Genomic DNA, 18,362 nt, shown 5'->3' on the forward strand with positions numbered 1-18,362 from the left:
AACGAGTGCAGTTCAAACCCCTAGGACAGACAGACCAGAACAGTCGGAACAGTCACTGAACAGGCACGAGGGAGCGAATCAGCCCCCGGACGTGTCCAGTTCGGCGTCCTCGCTGATGCCCGCGCAGTCGTACGGGTCCTTCAGCCAGCCGTCCGGCAGCACCACCCGGTTGTTGCCGGACGTACGGCCGCGGGGGCCGTCGGCGCCGAGGGGCCAGGGCTGGTCGAGGTCCAACTCGTCCAGCCCGGAGCGGAGTTCGGCCAGCGACGAGGTGATCGCGAGACGCTTGCGCATCTCGGAGCCGACCGCGAAGCCCTTCAGGTACCAGGCGACGTGCTTGCGGAAATCGATGACCCCGCGCGCCTCGTCCCCGATCCACTCGCCGAGCAGGGTGGCATGCCGGACCATGATGTCGGCGACCTCACGGAGCGACGGGCGCGCGATGTCCTCCGTACGCCCTTCGAACGCCGCCACCAGGTCCGCGAACAGCCACGGACGCCCGAGGCATCCGCGCCCGACCACGACCCCGTCGCACCCGGTCTCCCGGACCATCCGCAGCGCGTCCTCGGCCGACCAGATGTCGCCGTTGCCGAGGACCGGGATCTCCGGCACGTGCTCCTTGAGGCGGGCGATGGCGTCCCAGTCCGCCGTGCCGCCGTAGTGCTGGGCGGCGGTGCGGCCGTGCAGGGCGATGGACGTCACGCCCTCCTCCACCGCGATACGGCCGGCGTCGAGGTAGGTGATGTGGTCGTCGTCGATGCCCTTGCGCATCTTCATGGTGACCGGGAGGTCCCCGGCGCCGGACACCGCCTCGCGCAGGATCGCGCGCAGCAGGTGCCGCTTGTACGGGAGGGCCGAGCCGCCGCCCTTCCGGGTCACCTTCGGGACCGGGCAGCCGAAGTTGAGGTCGATGTGGTCGGCGAGGCCCTCCTCCGCGATCATGCGGACGGCCTTGCCGACGGTCGCCGGGTCGACGCCGTACAGCTGGATCGAGCGCGGCTTCTCGGTCGCGTCGAAGCGGATCAGCTGCATGGTCTTCTCGTTGCGCTCGACCAGCGCCCGGGTCGTGATCATCTCGCTGACGAACAGGCCCTTGCCGCCGCTGAACTCCCTGCACAGGGTGCGGAAGGGCGCGTTCGTGATCCCGGCCATGGGGGCGAGGACGACGGGCGGCCGCACGGTGTGCGGGCCGATCTGGAGAGGGGCCGCGGGTGCGGTCACGGGCGTGGACATTGGCCCATTCTCTCGCACCGGATGGAGTACAGCCAAAGTCATTAGTTAGCCGTACTATGGACCGCATGTCCGAGCTGAGCCCCCACCGCCGCATGCTGGTGCTCGCGATCTGCTGTATGAGCCTGCTGATCGTGAGTCTCGACGTCACCGTGCTCAACGTCGCGCTGCCCTCCATGGAGAGAGACCTCGACGCGAGCGTGGCCGGTATGCAGTGGGCGCTCGACTCGTACACGCTGGTGCTGGCCTCGCTGATGATGCTCGCCGGTTCGACCGCCGACCGGATCGGCCGCCGCCGGGTCTTCAAGACCGGGCTGGTGCTGTTCACGCTCGGCTCGGTGCTCTGTTCGCTCGCCCCGAGCCTCGACTGGCTCATCGTGTTCCGCATGATCCAGGCGGTCGGCGGCTCGATGCTCAACCCGGTCGCCATGTCGATCATCACCAACACGTTCACCGACCCTCGCGAGCGGGCGCGGGCGATCGGGGTGTGGGGCGGGGTCGTCGGCATCTCCATGGCCGCGGGCCCGATCGTCGGCGGCCTGCTCGTGGACACCGTCGGCTGGCGCTCGATCTTCTGGATGAACCTGCCGGTGGGTATCGCCGCGCTCCTGCTGACCTGGCGGTACATCCCCGAGTCCCGGGCGCCGAAGGCCCGCCGCCCGGACCCGGTCGGCCAGCTCCTGGTCATCGCGCTGCTCGGCTCGCTGACGTACACGATCATCGAGGCGCCCGGTTCCCCGGCCACGCACACGCTCGGCCTCGCGGCGGTTGCCCTGGCGGCGCTGCTCGGGCTGCTGTACTACGAGCCCCGGCGCGCCGAACCCCTCATCGACCTGCGGTTCTTCCGGTCGGCGCCGTTCAGCGGGGCGACCGTGATCGCGATCAGCGCGTTCGCGGCGCTGAGCGGGTTCCTGTTCCTGTCGACGCTGTATCTCCAGAACGTGCGGGGGCTGTCCGCACTGCACGCGGGTCTGTGGATGCTGCCGATGGCGGTCATGTGCTTCGTGTGCGCGCCGCTCTCGGGGCGGCTGGTCGGCAGCCGGGGGCCGCGGTTCTCGCTCCTCATGGCCGGGACCGCGATGACCGCGAGCGGGGTCTTCTTCGCGGCCTTCGACGCGGAGACGTCGAACGTGACACTCGTGATCGGGTACTTCCTGTTCGGCCTCGGTTTCGGCTTCGTCAACGCGCCCATCACCAACACGGCCGTCTCGGGCATGCCGCGCGCCCAGGCCGGGGTGGCCGCCGCGGTCGCCTCCACCAGCCGCCAGACCGGCGGCACGCTCGGGGTCGCGGTGATCGGCGCGGTGCTGGCGTCGGGCCTCGGCTCGGGCCCGTACAAGGAGGTCTTCGCATCGGCGGCGCGGCCCGGCTGGTGGATCATCGCGGGCTGCGGGCTGGCCGTACTGGTCCTGGGTGCCGTCACGACCGGCGGCTGGGCCCGGCGGACGGCGGAGCGGACGGCCGGACGGCTGGTGGACGAGGCCGACAGGGCCACGGACGCGGGTGGGGGCGGGGAGACGGGCGCACGGGACGCGGCGGGGGCGCGCACGCGGATGTGAGCGGTTGGTGTAACTCCTTGCCGATGATCACCGTTGTGGATCATGCAAGGGCTCCATCAACTCCACCAACTCGAAGAGGGCGTGGCCGATCGTGGGCGCAGCCGGGTCGCGGCGAACGGTCGGATTCCCCGTACCGGCGACGAGTTTCGTGGGCCGGCGCCATGAACTGGCGCAGGCCAGGCGGATGTTGACGACCACCCGGCTGCTGACGCTCACCGGCCCCGGCGGGGTCGGCAAGACCCGGCTCGCGGGGCGGGTGGCGGAGGGTGCCGTACGGGGCTTCCCCGACGGGGTCCGGTCGGCGCCGCTGGCCGCCGTGCGGGACGGCGCGCTGGTGCCGCTCGCGGTGGCGGACGCGCTCGGCATCCGGGACGAGACGGGACGGGCGCCGCTGGAGTCGGTCGTCGAGCATCTGCGCAGCAGGCGGCTGCTGCTGGTCCTGGACAACTGCGAGCACGTGTCGGACGCCTGTGCCGCGCTGGTGGCCGCCGTGCTCGCAGGGACCGAGGGTGTCCGGGTCCTCGCCACCAGCCGCCACCGGCTCGGCCTCACCGGGGAACAGCTGCTCCCGGTGGCCCCGCTGGCCACCCCGGCCCCGGGGGACGCCCTCCAGGGAACGGAGTTCCCCGCCCTGCGCCTGTTCGCCGACCGGGCGGCGGCCGTGGCTCCCGGCTTCGAGATCACCGACCACAACCGGGCCGCCGTGGCCCGCCTCTGCCACCGCCTGGACGGCCTCCCGCTGGCCATCGAACTGGCGGCCGTACGGATGCACGCGCTGGGCGTGGAGCAACTGGACGAACGCCTCGGAGAGCGCCTCGGCGACCCCTACCGCCTCCTCACCTCCGGCAGCCCGGCCGCCCCACCCCGCCACCGGACCCTGCGCTCAGCCATGGACTGGAGCCACGACCTGTGCACCCCCGCGGAACAGCTCACCTGGGCCCGCCTGTCGGTGTTCACCGGCACCTTCGACCTGGCGGCGGCGGAGGCGGTGTGTACGGGGTCCGGTGTCCTGGACGCCGTGGCCGGGCTGGTGGAGAAGTCCGTGCTGGTCAGGGAGGAGGGTGAGGGTGACCGGGGCGCCCGGTACCGGATGCTCACCCTCCTCCGTGAGTACGGGCTGGAGAAACTGGAGGCGCTCGGTGCCGCCGGGGAGACGCGGCGGCGGCTGTGCGGGCACTTCGTGCGGCTCGCCCAGGAGCATGAGCGGAGCTGGTTCGGGCCGGATCAGCCCGGCACCCTGGCCGGGCTGCGCGCCGAGCACGACAACCTGCGCGCGGTGCTCGACTTCTGTCTCACCACCCCCGGCGAGTCCCCGCGCGGGCTGCGTCTGGTCGGCAGCCTGTGGTTCTACTGGATCGCGCGCGGCGCCTGGGCGGAGCTGCGGCACTGGTGGCAGCGTCTGGCCCGGCGCGAGGGCGCCCGCCCGTCACCCGAACTGGCCCGCGCGCACTGGGCCGCCGCCCTGATCCCGCTGGTCCGCAGCCGCACCAGCGCCGTGCTGCTGGCCGGCGCCCCGCACCCCCCGACCCTGGCCCCGCACGAGATACCGGACGTCCGGCCACTGGCCGACGTCCTGGGCGGGCACCCCGGGAGTTCCGGCGACGACGAGGGACGGCTCCTCGCCTTCCACATCCTCAGCCGGGTCGAGATGGCGGCCACGCTCACCTTCCACGGCCGGCCCGAGCGGGCGGTGCCGCTGTGCGCGGACGCCCTCGCCGTGTGCGAGGCGTACGGCGAGCAGTGGGTCCGCTCGTACGTCCTGGGCGCGCTCACCACCGCCCGCTGGGCCCTGGGCGAGCACGAGGCCGCCACCGAGAGCGCCCGGCGCTGTCTGCGGCTGCCGTACGTCACCGGTGAGCCGCACGCCGTCGGCGGCACCCTGGAGCTGCTGGCCGTCGTGACCGCCGCCCGGGGCGACGCCGAGCGGGCGACCGTGCTGCGGGGCGCGGCGCACCGCATCCGCTACGACCTCGGCCACGCCCCGCCGGCCGGGCAACCGCAGGGGGACCACCTCCCCCCGGCTGAGCGGCAGGCCCGCGAGGCGCTGGGCGACGGCGGGTACGTCGAGGCCCACCGGCGGGGTTACGAGCTGTCGGCCCGGGAGGCGCTCGCCTACGCACTCGGCGACAGGACCCGGCCGGGGTCCGGGCCGCGCACCGCGTCGCGAGCCGGCCGTGGCGCACGGCCCGCGCCCCCCGTCCCCGACACCGGACTCACCCGCCGCGAGCTGGAGGTGGCCGCGCTGATCGCGTCGGGCCTGACGAACCGCCAGATCGCGGAACGGCTGGTGATCTCGCGGCGTACGGCCGAGGGGCATGCCCAGCGCATCCTCGCCAAGCTGGGCTTCGCCGCCCGGAGTCAGGTCGCTGCCTGGTTCAGCGGCCTGCCCCGCTGACCGCGTCCCCTGTCTCTCGCCACACCTGTCCTCCGGCCTGCGCCGCGTCCGTCCGGAGCCTCAACTGCCGTACGTCGTCGGAGCCGAGGCCCCGCAGAACCGCTTCGAGGATCGGTCCGCAGCGGACGTCGAGGGTGTCGCCGTCGGGCATGCTGCGGGCGAAGTCGATCAACTGCCAGGCGGCGTGCGCCTCCATGTAGAACAGGTCGGTCAGGTCGAGTTCGTAGCGCAGCGGGGTGGGACCGGCGTACTCGCGGTGGCTCAGCAGTGCGCGCAGGGTGGCGGTGAACTCCTCGCGGGTGCCGGGGTCGGCGGAGCCGGCGATCCGCAGACCGCCGTCGGTACACGACACTTCGAGCGCGTCGAGGTGGGTCATCACCTGGAGCGGGTGGACCGTCCGCATCGCAGCCACCAGGTGGTCGGTGTACTGGTGACGGCTGTACCAGCACATCGCGGTGAGCCGGGGATCGACGAACAGCGGTTCCATGAAGGCCTCGTAGTCGAGCAGCTGGTCGTCGCTGACGCCCGCGCGCGGCCCCCAGGCCATGTCGGCCCCGACCCGCAGCCCGGTCCGCCCCTCGGCCTTCGCCTTCTCCAACTCGCCGGAGTACAGCCGGAACTGGCGTTCCCGGGAGAAGCTGCCGTCGGGGACGTACACCGCGGTGTTGCGGGCGATCTCCAACTGCCCGCTCCGCAGGGCGGTTTCGGCGTGTCCGGTGCCGCCGTCCAGCCGGGCCAGGGCGTCGTCGTCACCCACGTCGGCCGGGTCGAGGACGACCATCACCTTCTCGCCGCGGGTCAGTCCGGCGCGGGTGTAGGCGGTCAGTACCTGCCAGTGGGCCTGGGAGTCGGGGACATCCAGGCACGCGTGGTCGCCTGGCCGCAGCGCGTCCACGGAGATGCTTCGGGCGGTCGTGTGTGCGTGCTCATGTGCCTGCTCAGCTGCGTGTTCCGTCATCGAGAGCGCCTCCCCAGGTGTCGTTGATCCACTCACGACGGTAGGGAAACGCCTGCGCACACTCCGGACGCCACTGCCAACACCCCTGATCGAGAACGAAATTGCCCACCGGTGATCGGTTCCTCGACCGGAACGGACCAGCTGAGCCCCTTTCCCGACCGCTCGGTGTACGCGGTATGCACCTACGCGGTACGGGACTGGGTGGTAAGCCACTACGTGGTACGGGACTCCGCCTTGCTCGACTCCTCGCCCACGACCATCGCGTGCAGCTTCTCCAGCCGCTCGCGCGTCTCGTCGTCCGACGGGACCATCGTCACCAGGCGGGTGCCCAGCTCCGGGGCGAGCCACAGGTCGGTGTGGTCGACGGTGAGCAGGCCGACGTGCCGGTTGCGGAACTGTTTGGTCTTGCCGACGGCGCTGATCACTTCGTACCGCTCCCAGATCTCGCAGAACTCCGCGGACTCCGCACGCAGCCGCTTCAGCATCAACTTCCAGGCGGGTTCGCCGAGATGGGCGGTCTGCTGGACCCGGAGTTTGGCCGCCATCACCCGCATCGTCTCTTCGAGCAGGACGACCGACGACCGCCACTCCTCGTTCGTGAAGACGAGCAGCAGGAGGTTGCGGTCCTCGGGCGGTACGGCGTCCAGGTCGCCCATGAGACGGCTGTAGGTGCGGTTGTACGCCTGGATGTCGTACCGGCTGTTCTGGATGCAGGCCGGGACGGGGTCGAGGGCGCGCAGGAGTTCGCGCAGGGCGGGGGTGATCGCCGGGCAGCTCGCGGCGGGCGTGGGGTCGGCGGTGCCGGCCAGCTGGAAGAGGTGGGCGCGTTCGCTCGGGTCGAGGCGGAGCGTGCGGGCGAGGGCGTCGAGTACCTGTTCGGAGACCTGGATGGCACGGGCCTGTTCGAGCCACGTGTACCAGGTGACGCCCACGGCGGAGAGCTGGGCGACCTCCTCGCGGCGCAGACCGGGCGTGCGCCGGCGCGGACCGCGTGGCAGCCCGACCTGCTCGGGGGCGATGCGCTCGCGGCGGCTGCGCAGGAAGACGGCGAGTTCGTGCCGCCGGATCTCCGAGCCGCGCCGGCCGGACCGGTGCTGTGCGACAGTTTCCTGGCGGGTCGTCGTGGTCACGGTCCCACTCTCCCTCTCCGCGAACTCCCCGCGGACCCTGTTTCCGGGTACTCCTGGTACCAGGATAAAGACACACTGGTACCACCTTCAGGGAAGGCGGACCCTGGTCGACGTGACCGAAACGAGCACCTCACCCACCGCTGCCGTCCGCTCCCCCACGGGACCACCCGTACTCGGCGGGCCCGGCCTGTTCACGGTGCTGCTCGGCGCGGCGCTCCCTCTGATCGACTTCTTCATCGTCAACGTCGCGCTGCCCACCATCGGCCGGGACCTCTCGGCGAGCGAGACCGTCCTCGAACTGGTGGTCGCCGGCTACGGGGTCTCGTACGCCGTCCTGCTCGTCCTCGGCGGGCGGCTCGGCGACCTCTTCGGCAGGCGCCGGCTCTTCCTGGTCGGTATGGCGGCCTTCGGGGTCACCTCGCTGGCATGCGGCCTGGCGCCGACGGCGTGGACGCTGGTGGCCGCCCGGATCGCACAGGGCGCGGCGTCGGCGGCGATGCTGCCGCAGGTGCTCGCGACGATCCAGTCGGCGACGGCGGGCCCGCGGCGCGCGAAGGCGATGAGCCTGTACGGCGCCACAGCCGGCCTGTCGATGGTGGCGGGCCAGATCCTCGGCGGCGTGCTCGTGGCAGCGGACATCGCGGGCACCGGCTGGCGCTCGGTGTTCCTGGTGAACGTGCCCGTGGTGCTGCTCGGCCTGGTCCTGGCGGCCCGGACGGTCCCGGAGACCCGCTCACAGCACCCCGAACCGGTGGACGTCCCCGGCACCGCCCTCCTCGCCGCCTCCCTCATCACGCTCCTCGTCCCGCTCACCGAGGGCCGGGCGGCGGGCTGGCCGCTGTGGACCTGGCTGGCCCTGGCCGCGTTCCCGTTCACGGCGGCGGCGTTCTACGCGGTCGAGCGCCGCGCGGACCGTGAGGGCCGTACTCCGCTCGTACCGCCGACTCTCTTCGCGCTGACGTCGCTGCGGCGGGGCCTGGTGATGATCGTGCCGTTCTCGATCGGCTTCAGCGGCTTCATGTTCGTGATCGCGGTGGCCCTGCAACGGGGCGCGGGCCTCGGCCCCGTGCAGGCCGGGCTGGCCCTGGCGCCCATGGCGGTGGCGTTCTTCGCCGTCTCCCTCGCCGGGCCGCGGCTGGTCGCCCGGTACGGCACCCGGGTGGTCACGGCGGGCGGCCTGATCCAGGGGGTGGGCGTCGCTCTCATCGCCGTCACGGCCTGGCGTTCCTGGCCGGACCTGGGGCTGGTGGAGCTGCTGCCGGGCGCGGCGGTAGCGGGGGCGGGGCAGGCGCTGCAGCTTCCTCTTCTCTTCCGGATCATCCTCTCCGAGGTCGAGCCGGCCAGGGCGGGTGTGGGCAGCGGGGTCATGGTCACCATCCAGCAGTCCGCCCTGGCGCTGGGCGTGGCGACCCTGGGCACGCTGTTCCTCTCCCTGGCCCCCGGGATGGGTATGCGGGACGCGCTGGTGACGACGCTGGTCGTGCAGGTGGCCGGCATCGCGCTGACGACGGTGCTGAGCCTGCGGTTGCCGCGGAAGATCGGGTGAGCGCTCGTTTTGGGGGGTCGGGGCGGAGTTCTGCTTTCGGGTGCGGGAGCGCTGTGGCTTGTCGCGCAGTTCCCCGCGCCCCTGCCGGGAGCGCCCCTGCCGGGCCGCTCACGGATCTCCAGGGCCACGCCGGTCCCCAGCCCCGGCCCCGTGTCGTCGGGAGCGAATAGTACTGAGAGCTCGGGGCGGACGGTCTGCCTTCGGGTGCGGGTGCGCTGTGGCTTGTCGCGCAGTTCCCCGCGCCCCTGCCGGGAGCGCCCCTGCGGGGCTGCTCCCGGATCTCCGGGGCCGTGCCCGTCCCCCGGCCCTGCGCCCCTTCCCGCCTCGTGCCCGTCCCCAGCCCCGTTTCCCTCTCACTCCGTGCGCAGTGCCGTTGCCGTGCGGGTTCTGGCTGCCCAGGCTGCGGGGAGGAGGGCGCCCAGGGTGGCGATGGTGACGCCGGCCAGGATCAGGAGGGCCAGGTGCCAGGGGGTGTAGACGTCGAGGACGGAGGATGGGAGGTCGGTGCCTGCGGCGTGGCCCATCACCGGGAGGACGAAGCCGTGCAGGGCGTAGCCGGCGGGTACGCCGATCAGGCCGCCGAGGACGCCGATGCCGGCCACCGAGGCGAGTACGAGGCTCACCGTCTGGCGGGGTGACATGCCGAGGGCCTTGCAGACGCCGAGGTCGTGGACGCGCTCCCGGGTGTCGAGGACCACGGAGTTGAGGACGCCGAGACCGGCCACGGAGACCAGCATGAGGGTGAGCAGTGCCGCCATCGAGTTCAGGATGATCACGAAGTTGTCCTGCTGCGAAGGGGCGTTGGCCATGGCGTCGCCGCCCAGCGGCTGGACCACGGCGGCGAGCTTCGCGGCGTACTCGGCGGGCTGGACACCCGGAGCCACCTCGACGAGGAACATCCGGGGCTGGGCCGCGGGGAAGTCGGCGATGTTCCCGTGGAGTTGCATGCCGCCGTCCGACGAGTCGAAGGCCACGCCGACGATCCGCAGGGTTCGGGTGTCCCCCTCGTAGGTCACCCGCACCGTGTCACCGATCTCGCTCCCGGTCCGTTCCAGGAAACCCGAGCCCACCACGACCTGTCCGGCGCCGTCGAGCCAGTTCCCGGAGAGCATCTCGTAGCTGCCGGAACCCAGATCCCCCTGGTAGAGGCTGACCGGTACCGAGCCGGTGACCCCGGCCACGGAGGCGTCGGCGTGGGTCATGCCGTAGTACGAGGCGGTGCCTTCCTTCGCCTCGACGGCGGCGCGTATGCGTACCGAATCAGCGGCCGGGGCCTCGGTTTTGCCCTCGTCGGGCCGGGGTCCGCCGCCGCCACCAATACCAGCACCGCCACCAGCACCGCCACCGCCACCGCCACCGCCGCCGCCGCCGCCGCCGCCGAAGACCATGACCTCGGCGCTTTCCTCGGGGTCAGCCGCTGCGCTGACCGCCGTCAAGGACGCCGTCAGCCCCACGGCGAAGGTCGCCGCGACGGTGCCGAAGGCCACCGCGAGCAGCATCGCGGCCGTGCGGACCGGGTGCGCGAAGGGGCTCGCGAGGCCGTATGTCACCGCTCTGGGCAGCGGCAGCCGGCCCGCCGCCCGGTGCGCCCACTGGCCACGGCCCGTGCGCGGGGCCCGGCCCACCGCGATGGCCTCGACCGTCCGCAGTCGCCCGGCGCGCAGCGCGGGCACCAGCGCGGCGGTCCCGACGACCAGCAGCGCGGCGCCCGGCACCACGACGTTCACCCACCAGGTCACGCTCAGCGTGGCGGTGCCGTACGCCTGCTCGGTGTCGTCGAGGAGCGGTACGGCGAGCAGGTTGCCGAGGACGACGCCCAGCCCGATGCCGACGGCGGCCGGGATCAACGCCTGGGCCACATAGGCCCGTACGACCTCGCCCGGGGTGAAGCCGATGGCCTTGAGGATGCCGATCCTGCGCAGACCGGTGCCGACCGCGCCGCTGGTCACACTGCCGACGATGATCACCGACATCACGATGCCGAGGACCCCGAAGGCGACGAGGAACGGGATGGTCGGCGCCGCGCCCTGGTCCGCGTCGCGCTTGGTGTCCAGGTAGGACTGGCTGCCCAGCAGCGCCCCGGACGGCACGGCCGCCGCGAGCTGCTTCCGGGCGTCGGTGAGCTGTTCCTCCGTGCCGGCCGAGTCGAAGCGGTACAGCATCTGGCTGGTGAGCGGGGTGTCCGCCGATGTCAGCGCCCTGGCCTGGGCGGGGGTCGTCCAGGCAGCGGCGGTCCTGCTGACCGACAGGGCGAAGCCGACGATCGTCAGGGTCGGGCTGTCCGCCGCGTCGGAGGTCCTGAGGGTGGAGCCGAGTCCGAGGCCGGGCCCGGAGAACGACGAGTCCAGCACGATCTCGCCCGGTTTCGCCGCCCACCGGCCGGACTTGAGGTCCAGATCGTCCACGTCGGCCTGCGGACCGGACCGTCCGACGAGCGTCAGCGTCGGCAGGTGCCCGCCCGCCGAGTCCACCGGCTTGATCGTCGTGGTGGGGTAGGGCCCCGCGCTCGCGGTGACGCCCGTCAGTTCCCTGGTGGCCTCCAACTGCGCCGCACTCGTTCCGGCCGGATCGAACTGGACGGTCAGATGCGCGCCGTGCTGCTGCGTGAACGCGCGGTCGAAGGGCGCGTTCGCGGCGACGATCAGCGACCCGGCGACCACCGCCGAGGCCACGGCCATCATCGTGGCCACGGCGATCACCACGGTCTGCACCCGCCTCCGGCCCACTCCGGACCGTACGACCCGGCCGAGCGCACCGCCGGTCCTGAAGCCGAAGCCGAAGCCGTTCAACGGGCCGCCCCCGCCCGGGTGTCGAGGGCGAGGTGACCGTCGACCAGGTGGATCGTGCGGCTCGCACACGCCTCGGCGAGCGCCAGGTCGTGGGTGACCAGCACGATGGTCTGGCCACCCCGGTGCAACTCCACCAGCAGCTCCCGTACGTCCTGGCCCGACGCGCTGTCGAGGGCGCCGGTCGGCTCGTCGGCGAGCAGCAGGGCGGGGCGGTTGACCAGCGCCCGGGCGACCGCGACGCGCTGGCGTTCGCCGCCGGAGAGACGGCCCGGATAGGCGCGGGCGTGCTTCTGGATGCCGAGCACCTCCATGAGCTCCCCGGCGCGGGCGGCCGTCTCGCGCCGTGCGGTGCCGGTCAGTTGGGCGGGAAGCTGGATGTTGTCGGTGACGGTGAGATCGTCGAGCAGGTTGAAGAACTGGAAGACCATGCCGATGTGTTCACGCCGGAACCGGGCCAGCGCGTGCTCGTTCAGCTCGCCGAGCCGTCGGCCGGCCACGGACACGGTTCCCTCGGTCGCCCGGTCCAGGCCCGCGACGAGGTTCAGCAGCGTGGACTTGCCGCTGCCGGAGGGGCCGGTCACGGCGAGGGCCTCGCCCTGTTCGACGGAGAGCGTGAGCGGCCCGAGCGCGGGCCTGCCCGCGCTGTCGTAGCGCTTGGCCACGCTTTCCAGTTGGATCACGTGGCTCGTGTTGGCATGCAACATGAACTCGCCTGTCCCTACGGTCGGTTCGAGCGGAGAAGTTGCCGGACTCCGCGAACGTAGGGCCGGGCGTCGACGCCGCGCGTCGGCCGCGACACCTACGTCCGGCCCTCCCCGCGGAGGACTCGGACCAGGGGTCATCCCTGCGAAGTACGCCTGAGGGACGGCTTGTTGAGCCGTTCGTTCGGAGGGAACGCGGTGCGGGGCACCCGCCCCCACAATGAGCCGATGGAGACGCCGATGGAGACGGAGTACCGGCGCGCGGAACACTGGCGTCAGCAACTGTGGGACGCGCTGCGCCCGGAGCCGAAACCCGCTCCGCTGTCGCGGCGGGCGGTGTACGCCGACCTGGCGCTGGCGGTCGTGCTGACGGTCGTCGCACTGATCGTCGCCGCGCGCTATGCCGGAGACGGTCCGGTGCGGTTCGTCCCGAAGACCGAGTACGGGAGCGGCGGGGCCACGTACGGGATCCCGCCGCCGCCCCCGCCCCCCGTACCCCGTCCGTCGGTCATAGGGGAGGACGGGGCCTCCGTCGCGCCCTGGCCGCTGGTCTTCCTGTCGGCGCTGCCTCTGCTGGCCAGGCGCCGGTATCCGCTGGCGGTGTTCGGGGTGGTGCTGGGCGCGGCCGCGGCCATCGGCGACCACGCCTCCTGGATCACCGTGCTGACCTGCGTCATCGGCGCCTACAGTGCCGTCAAGCACAGCCGTTACCGGGTGGGGGCCATGGCCGCGCTGGTCGTCGGGGCGGTCCTGGCCGGCGTCGCGTTCCAGCAGGCGGCGCCCTCGCTCCCCGGCTGGTCGAGTCCCGGGGTCGTGCTGCTGGTCGCGGGGGTGCTGGCCGGCCTCGTCGGGTTCTGGCAACGGCGGCTGGCGGCCGGCCGGGACCGGTTCACCCGGTTGCAGGAGGCCCAGGAGAAGGCGATGCGGCGGGCCGTGGCGGAGGAGCGGGCGCGGATCGCCGCCGAGCTGCACGACGTGGTGACCCACAATGTGAGCGTGATGGTGATCCAGGCCGGGGCGGCACGCAAGGTGATGGACGCGGCGCCCGAGCGGTCGAAGGAGGCGTTGCTGGCCGTCGAGGCCGGGGGCCGCGCCGCGATGGCCGAACTCCGGCATGTGATGGGCCTGTTGGCCGCCCCGGACACCGGTGGCGCCCAGGAGACCCCCACCGACGGTCTGGAGCCGCAGCCCGGCCTCGACCGGCTCGACGCGCTGACGGAGCGGGTGCGCGGCGCCGGGACACCGGTGGTCGTCGCGGTGTCGCTGCCGCCGGACCCGTTGCCGCCGGGGGTGGACCTGACGGCGTACCGCGTGGTCCAGGAGGCGCTGACCAACACGATCAGGCACGCCCCCGGCGCCGAGGCCTCCGTCCAGATCGGCTGGACCGGCGACCGTCTGCACATCGAGGTCAGCGACACGGGCACCACGGCCGCCGGCGACAGCGACAACGGGACCGGCACCGGGACCGGCACCACCGGTCGCGGCCTGATAGGCCTGCGCGAACGACTGGCGGTGTACGGCGGCGAGCTCACCGCCGGCCCGACCCTCAGCGGCGGCTACCGCATCAGAGCCGACGTCCCGTGGCGGACGCCGTGACCCACGACCAGCCACCGCTGCCACCCCTGCGGGCCGTCATCGCCGACGACCAGGCCCTCGTCCGTACAGGCTTCGGGATGATCCTGGCCGCCGACGGCATCGAGGTGACCGCCGAGGCGGCCGACGGCGCGGAGGCGGTGGCCGCCGTACGCAGTACCCGGCCCGATGTCGTCCTCATGGACATCCGGATGCCGGGCATGGACGGCATCGAGGCGACGCGGCGGATCCTCGCCGACGACGCCCCGGAGGCCGGGGGAACCCGGGTCGTCATCCTCACCACCTACGACCTCGACCACTACGTGTACGCCGCCCTCACCGCCGGCGCCAGCGGCTTCCTCCTCAAGGACGTCACCCCCGAGCACCTGGTGGCCGCCGTACGCCTGGTCCGGTCCGGCGACGCCCTGCTCGCGCCCGCGATCACCCGCCGCCTGATCGAACGCTTCGCCCACCGCCAGGAGCACCCGCGGCCCGCCCGTCACGCCGACCTGTCGGGTCTGACCCCCCGTGAACTGGAGGTCCTGCGTCTGCTGGCGACGGGCCTGAGCAACGCCGAACTGGCGGAACGCCTGTTCCTGAGCCCGACCACGGTCAAGACGCACGTCGGCCGCATCCTGTCGAAACTGGACCTGCGCGACCGGGTCCAGGCGGTCGTACTCGCCTACGAGACGGGCCTGATCGCCCCCGGAACGGACCTCTGAGCGCCCGGGGACCGTCTCAACTCTTCACACAGTCGCCCCCTGTTGATGTTGCTCTTGCTGCACACTCCTAGCTGCACGCATCCCCTGGACGGCGGAGAGGTCATGTTGCAGGCCAACACGAGCAAGGTGAGCCGCTGGGACCAGCACGGACGGGAGCACGTCGTACACGTCCAGCGCACCGGGGCACACCGCGTCATGAGCTGCGACACCTGCGGCTGGCGGAAGAAGGTCCAGTTCCTCCCCTGGCTGAAGGCAGAGGAACACCTCGCCGAGGAGCACCAGGCGACGGTGGACCCGACGGCAGGCTGACGACACGATGACAAAACCCCGGCCCCGTCACGTCTGTTGAGTCCGTGACGAAACCGGGGCACCGAAAAATCCCGGGGCGAGTGTCGCGCCCCTTTTAGGGGCGCGGGGAACTGCGCGACAAGCCCCCACCGGACCCGCAGCAAACAACCCACGCCCCCGGCGGAGCCACTAGCAACCGATAAGACGCTGAGCCAGGTACCCCTCGATCTGGTCCAGAGAAACCCGCTCCTGCTTCATCGAGTCGCGCTCACGAACCGTCACCGCGTTGTCGTCCAGCGTGTCGAAGTCGACCGTCACACAGAACGGCGTACCGATCTCGTCCTGGCGCCGGTAGCGGCGGCCGATCGCGCCCGCGTCGTCGAACTCGATGTTCCAGTTCTGCCGCAGGGCCGTCGCCAGACCCTTCGCCTTCGGGGACAGCTCGGGGTTGCGGGACAGCGGCAGCACCGCGACCTTGACCGGCGCCAGACGCGGGTCGAGCCGCAGGACCGTGCGCTTCTCCATCTTGCCCTTGGCGTTGGGCGCCTCGTCCTCGAAGTACGCGTCGAGGAGGAACGCCAGCATCGCGCGGCCGACACCGGCCGCCGGCTCGATGACGTACGGGGTCCAGCGCTCCTGGGCGTCCTGGTCGAAGAACGACAGGTCCTGGCCGGAGGCCTTGGAGTGGGCGTTGAGGTCGTAGTCCGTGCGGTTGGCGACGCCCTCCAGCTCACCCCACTCGTTGCCGCCGAACTGGAAGCGGTACTCGATGTCGGCGGTGCGCTTGGAGTAGTGCGAGAGCTTCTCGGCCGGGTGGTCGAACCAGCGCATGTTCTCCTCGCGCATACCGAGGCCGGTGTACCAGTTCCAGCGCTCCGCCATCCAGTACTCCTGCCACTTCTCGTCCTCGCCCGGCTTGACGAAGAACTCCATCTCCATCTGCTCGAACTCACGGGTGCGGAAGATGAAGTTGCCGGGCGTGATCTCGTTGCGGAACGACTTGCCCATCTGGGCGATGCCGAACGGCGGCTTGCGGCGCGAAGTGGTCTGCACCTGCGAGAAGTTGGTGAAGATGCCCTGGGCGGTCTCGGGGCGCAGGTAGGCGACCGAGCCGCTGTCCTGGGTCGGGCCGAGGTGTGTGGAGAGCAGGCCCGAGAACTGCTTGGGCTCGGTGAACTGGCCCTTGTTGCCGCAGTTGGGGCAGTTGATGTCGGCGAGGCCGTTCTCCGGGAGGCGCTTGTGCTTCGCCTCGTATGCCTCCTCCAGGTGGTCGGCGCGGTAGCGCTTGTGACAGGAGGTGCACTCGGTGAGCGGGTCGGAGAAGGTCGCGACGTGACCGGAGGCCACCCAGACCTCGGGCGCCAGGATCACCGACGAGTCGATGCCGACGACGTCCTCGCGCGACGTCACCATGTAACGCCACCACTGGCGCTTGAGGTTCTCCTTGAGCTCGACGCCGAGCGGACCGTAGTCCCAGGCTGCCTTCTGGCCGCCGTAGATCTCGCTACAGGGGAAAACGAAGCCACGGCGCTTGCTCAGGCTGACGATGGTGTCGATCTTGTCGGCGGCCACGATGCTCTCTTCAGTACGAACGGACGGCGCGAATGCTTCAGGTTACCGGCGGGGGCCGCCCCCCAATCAAATCGGTTCCGGCCCCATGCCCGAAAGGCCCGCTTGTTGACAATCGTTTCCAGAATCATTGAAAATGACTGTCATGAACGTACGACGACTCATATCGGGCACCGCGATCGCGGCGGCCACCGCGCTCGGCCTCGGCGCCCTGTCCGCCTGCTCCTCGGATTCGAGCGCTGCCGACCAGAACATCACCGGGCAGCTCGACGTCGTGGCGTCGTTCTATCCGATGCAGTACCTCGTCGAGCAGATAGGCGGCAGGCATGTCTCCGTCAGTACGCTGACCGAGCCCGGCCAGGAGCCGCACGACCTGGAGATCAGCGCCAAGCAGACCGCGGACCTGCAGAAGGCCGACGCGGTCCTGTATCTCAAGGGTCTCCAGCCCGCCGTCGACGAGGCGGTGTCGCAGTCCGAGGCGAAGACGAAGATCGACGCGGCGACCCTCACCACCCTTGAGGACCACGGCAGCACCGAGCACAGCCACGAGGGCGAAGAGGCGCCCGCCGAGGAGGAGTCCTCCGGTCTCGACCCGCACGTCTGGCTGGATCCGGTGAAGTACGCCGAGATCGCCGACGGGGTGTCCGCCGCCTTCCAGAAGGCCGATCCGACCAACGCGGCGGAATACAAGCTGAACACCAAGGCGTTGACCGCGAAGCTGACCTCGCTCAACACCGCGTTCGAGGACGGCCTGAAGAACACGGCGTCGAAGGTGTTCTTCACCAACCACGCCGCCTTCGGCTACCTCGCCGAGCGCTACGGCCTCACCCAGGAGGCCATCGCCGGCGTGGACCCGGACAGCGAGCCGAGCGCCGCGCGAATGAAGGAGCTCCAGGAGGAGGCGAAGGCGGACGGCGTGACCACCGTCTTCTACGAGACACTGGTCTCCGACAAGACCGCGAAGACCCTCGCCAAGGACGCGAACCTCAAGACGGACGTCCTCGATCCGCTGGAGGGCATCACCGAGAAGTCCCGGGGCGACGACTACATCGCGGTCATGGAGGCCAACCTCAAGGCGCTGCAGACAGCCCTGGGAGCCAAGTGACCCGCACGACCGTTACGGAGGAACCGTGAGCGAGCCCGTCATTTCCCTGCGCGGCGTACGCGCCGAGCTGGGCTCGCGCCCTGTCCTTCGGGGCATCGACCTCACCGTGCGCCGCGGTGAGGTCGTCGCGCTGCTCGGCGCCAACGGCTCCGGCAAGTCGACCGCGATCCGCACGGTGATCGGCCAAGTGCCCATCAGCGAGGGCGAGATCGAGCTGTTCGGCGTCCCCCGCAACCGCTTCACGGACTGGCGGCGCGTGGGCTACGTACCGCAGCGGACGACCGCCGCCGGCGGCGTACCGGCGACGATCACGGAGATCGTCGCGTCGGGTCGGCTCTCCCGTGCCCGCTTCGGCATGCTGCGCAAGGCCGACCACGAGGCCGTACGGCGGGCCATCGCCCTCGTCGGCCTGGCGGACCGCGCGAAGGACTCGGTGAACGCCCTCTCCGGCGGCCAGCACCAGCGCGTACTCATCGCCCGTGCCCTCGCCGCCGAACCCGAGCTGCTGATCATGGACGAGCCGATGGCGGGCGTCGACCTGGCGAGCCAGGAGGTGCTGGCCCGCACGCTCCGGGAGCAGGTCGCGGCCGGTACGACGGTGCTGCTCGTGCTCCATGAACTGGGCCCCCTGGAGCCGCTGATCGACCGCGCGGTCGTCCTGCGCGACGGCTGCGTGCTGCACGACGGCCCGCCCCCGCAGGCGGTGGGCCAGCACGCCCTGCCCGGCCACGACCACGTACACCCGCACGCGGCTCACGACGCCGAACCGATCCGGACGGGACTGCTGAGCTGATGGGA

At 71.5% G+C, this 18,362-nt stretch carries 14 protein-coding genes; 8 read left to right on the plus strand and 6 right to left on the minus strand.

The features are described 5' to 3' along the window. Positions 1–78: 78 nt before the first annotated feature. Complete coding sequence (gene dusB / locus ACH4TV_RS04240) at positions 79–1,233, minus strand: tRNA dihydrouridine synthase DusB (RefSeq protein ID WP_398394032.1); 1,155 nt, start codon at positions 1,231–1,233, stop codon at positions 79–81. Between the two features lie 65 nt (positions 1,234–1,298). Here dusB and ACH4TV_RS04245 point away from each other — a divergent pair, with 65 nt between their 5' ends. Together ACH4TV_RS04245 and ACH4TV_RS04250 are read left to right on the plus strand one after the other, a co-directional pair. Then, a complete protein-coding gene (locus ACH4TV_RS04245) occupies positions 1,299–2,789 on the plus strand; it encodes an MFS transporter (RefSeq protein WP_398394034.1) in 1,491 nt (496 codons plus the stop codon). 184 nt (positions 2,790–2,973) lie between these two features. Further along, positions 2,974–5,184, plus strand: coding sequence for an ATP-binding protein (locus tag ACH4TV_RS04250; protein ID WP_398394036.1), 2,211 nt, complete (start codon positions 2,974–2,976; stop codon positions 5,182–5,184). On the opposite strand, the gene ACH4TV_RS04255 is transcribed toward ACH4TV_RS04250, so the two are convergent. After that, positions 5,165–6,142, minus strand: a complete 978-nt coding sequence (locus ACH4TV_RS04255) for an MEDS domain-containing protein (RefSeq protein WP_398394038.1) — start codon at positions 6,140–6,142, stop codon at positions 5,165–5,167. The genes ACH4TV_RS04250 and ACH4TV_RS04255 overlap by 20 nt on opposite strands. A 212-nt stretch (positions 6,143–6,354) precedes the next feature. Then, positions 6,355–7,272, minus strand: a complete 918-nt coding sequence (locus tag ACH4TV_RS04260) for a helix-turn-helix transcriptional regulator (protein WP_398394040.1) — start codon at positions 7,270–7,272, stop codon at positions 6,355–6,357. A gap of 112 nt (positions 7,273–7,384) precedes the next feature. Between ACH4TV_RS04260 and ACH4TV_RS04265 the strand changes: the two genes are divergently transcribed. Further along, positions 7,385–8,818, plus strand: coding sequence for an MFS transporter (locus ACH4TV_RS04265; RefSeq protein WP_398394042.1), 1,434 nt, complete (start codon positions 7,385–7,387; stop codon positions 8,816–8,818). Between the two features lie 353 nt (positions 8,819–9,171). Here the strand turns inward: ACH4TV_RS04265 and ACH4TV_RS04270 are convergent, their stop codons facing one another. Beyond that, positions 9,172–11,499: an ABC transporter permease gene (locus ACH4TV_RS04270; RefSeq protein WP_398395346.1), complete on the minus strand. Its 2,328-nt coding sequence runs from the start codon at positions 11,497–11,499 to the stop codon at positions 9,172–9,174. Between the two features lie 104 nt (positions 11,500–11,603). Next, positions 11,604–12,311 carry an ABC transporter ATP-binding protein gene (locus ACH4TV_RS04275; RefSeq protein ID WP_398394044.1) on the minus strand — a complete coding sequence of 236 codons (708 nt, stop codon included), beginning with the start codon at positions 12,309–12,311 and terminating at the stop codon, positions 11,604–11,606. Between the two features lie 237 nt (positions 12,312–12,548). Between ACH4TV_RS04275 and ACH4TV_RS04280 the strand changes: the two genes are divergently transcribed. The 3 genes from ACH4TV_RS04280 (at position 12,549) to ACH4TV_RS04290 (ending at position 14,911) form a co-directional block, all read left to right on the plus strand. Continuing rightward, on the plus strand, positions 12,549–13,904 hold the full coding sequence (locus ACH4TV_RS04280) for a sensor histidine kinase (RefSeq protein ID WP_398395348.1): 1,356 nt from the start codon (positions 12,549–12,551) through the stop codon (positions 13,902–13,904). Then, the gene (locus tag ACH4TV_RS04285; RefSeq protein ID WP_398394046.1) at positions 13,889–14,602 is read left to right on the plus strand and encodes a response regulator; all 714 of its coding nucleotides are present in this window, start codon (positions 13,889–13,891) and stop codon (positions 14,600–14,602) included. The genes ACH4TV_RS04280 and ACH4TV_RS04285 overlap by 16 nt, the downstream gene beginning before the upstream one ends. 102 nt (positions 14,603–14,704) lie before the next feature. Beyond that, complete coding sequence (locus ACH4TV_RS04290; protein ID WP_398394048.1) at positions 14,705–14,911, plus strand: hypothetical protein; 207 nt, start codon at positions 14,705–14,707, stop codon at positions 14,909–14,911. A 168-nt stretch (positions 14,912–15,079) separates the two neighbouring features. Here ACH4TV_RS04290 and ACH4TV_RS04295 read toward each other — a convergent pair whose 3' ends face one another. Then, positions 15,080–16,462, minus strand: coding sequence for a glycine--tRNA ligase (locus ACH4TV_RS04295; RefSeq protein ID WP_398394050.1), 1,383 nt, complete (start codon positions 16,460–16,462; stop codon positions 15,080–15,082). Positions 16,463–16,604: 142 nt separating this feature from the next. On the opposite strand from ACH4TV_RS04295, the gene ACH4TV_RS04300 reads away from it, so the two are divergent. Both ACH4TV_RS04300 and ACH4TV_RS04305 read left to right on the plus strand, forming a co-directional pair. After that, complete coding sequence (locus ACH4TV_RS04300) at positions 16,605–17,564, plus strand: metal ABC transporter substrate-binding protein (RefSeq protein ID WP_398394052.1); 960 nt, start codon at positions 16,605–16,607, stop codon at positions 17,562–17,564. Between the two features lie 25 nt (positions 17,565–17,589). After that, positions 17,590–18,357: a metal ABC transporter ATP-binding protein gene (locus ACH4TV_RS04305; protein WP_398394054.1), complete on the plus strand. Its 768-nt coding sequence runs from the start codon at positions 17,590–17,592 to the stop codon at positions 18,355–18,357. Positions 18,358–18,362: the final 5 nt, after the last annotated feature.

The organism is Streptomyces sp. NPDC020898 (assembly GCF_044333925.1).
Classification (GTDB): Bacteria; Actinomycetota; Actinomycetes; order Streptomycetales; family Streptomycetaceae; genus Streptomyces.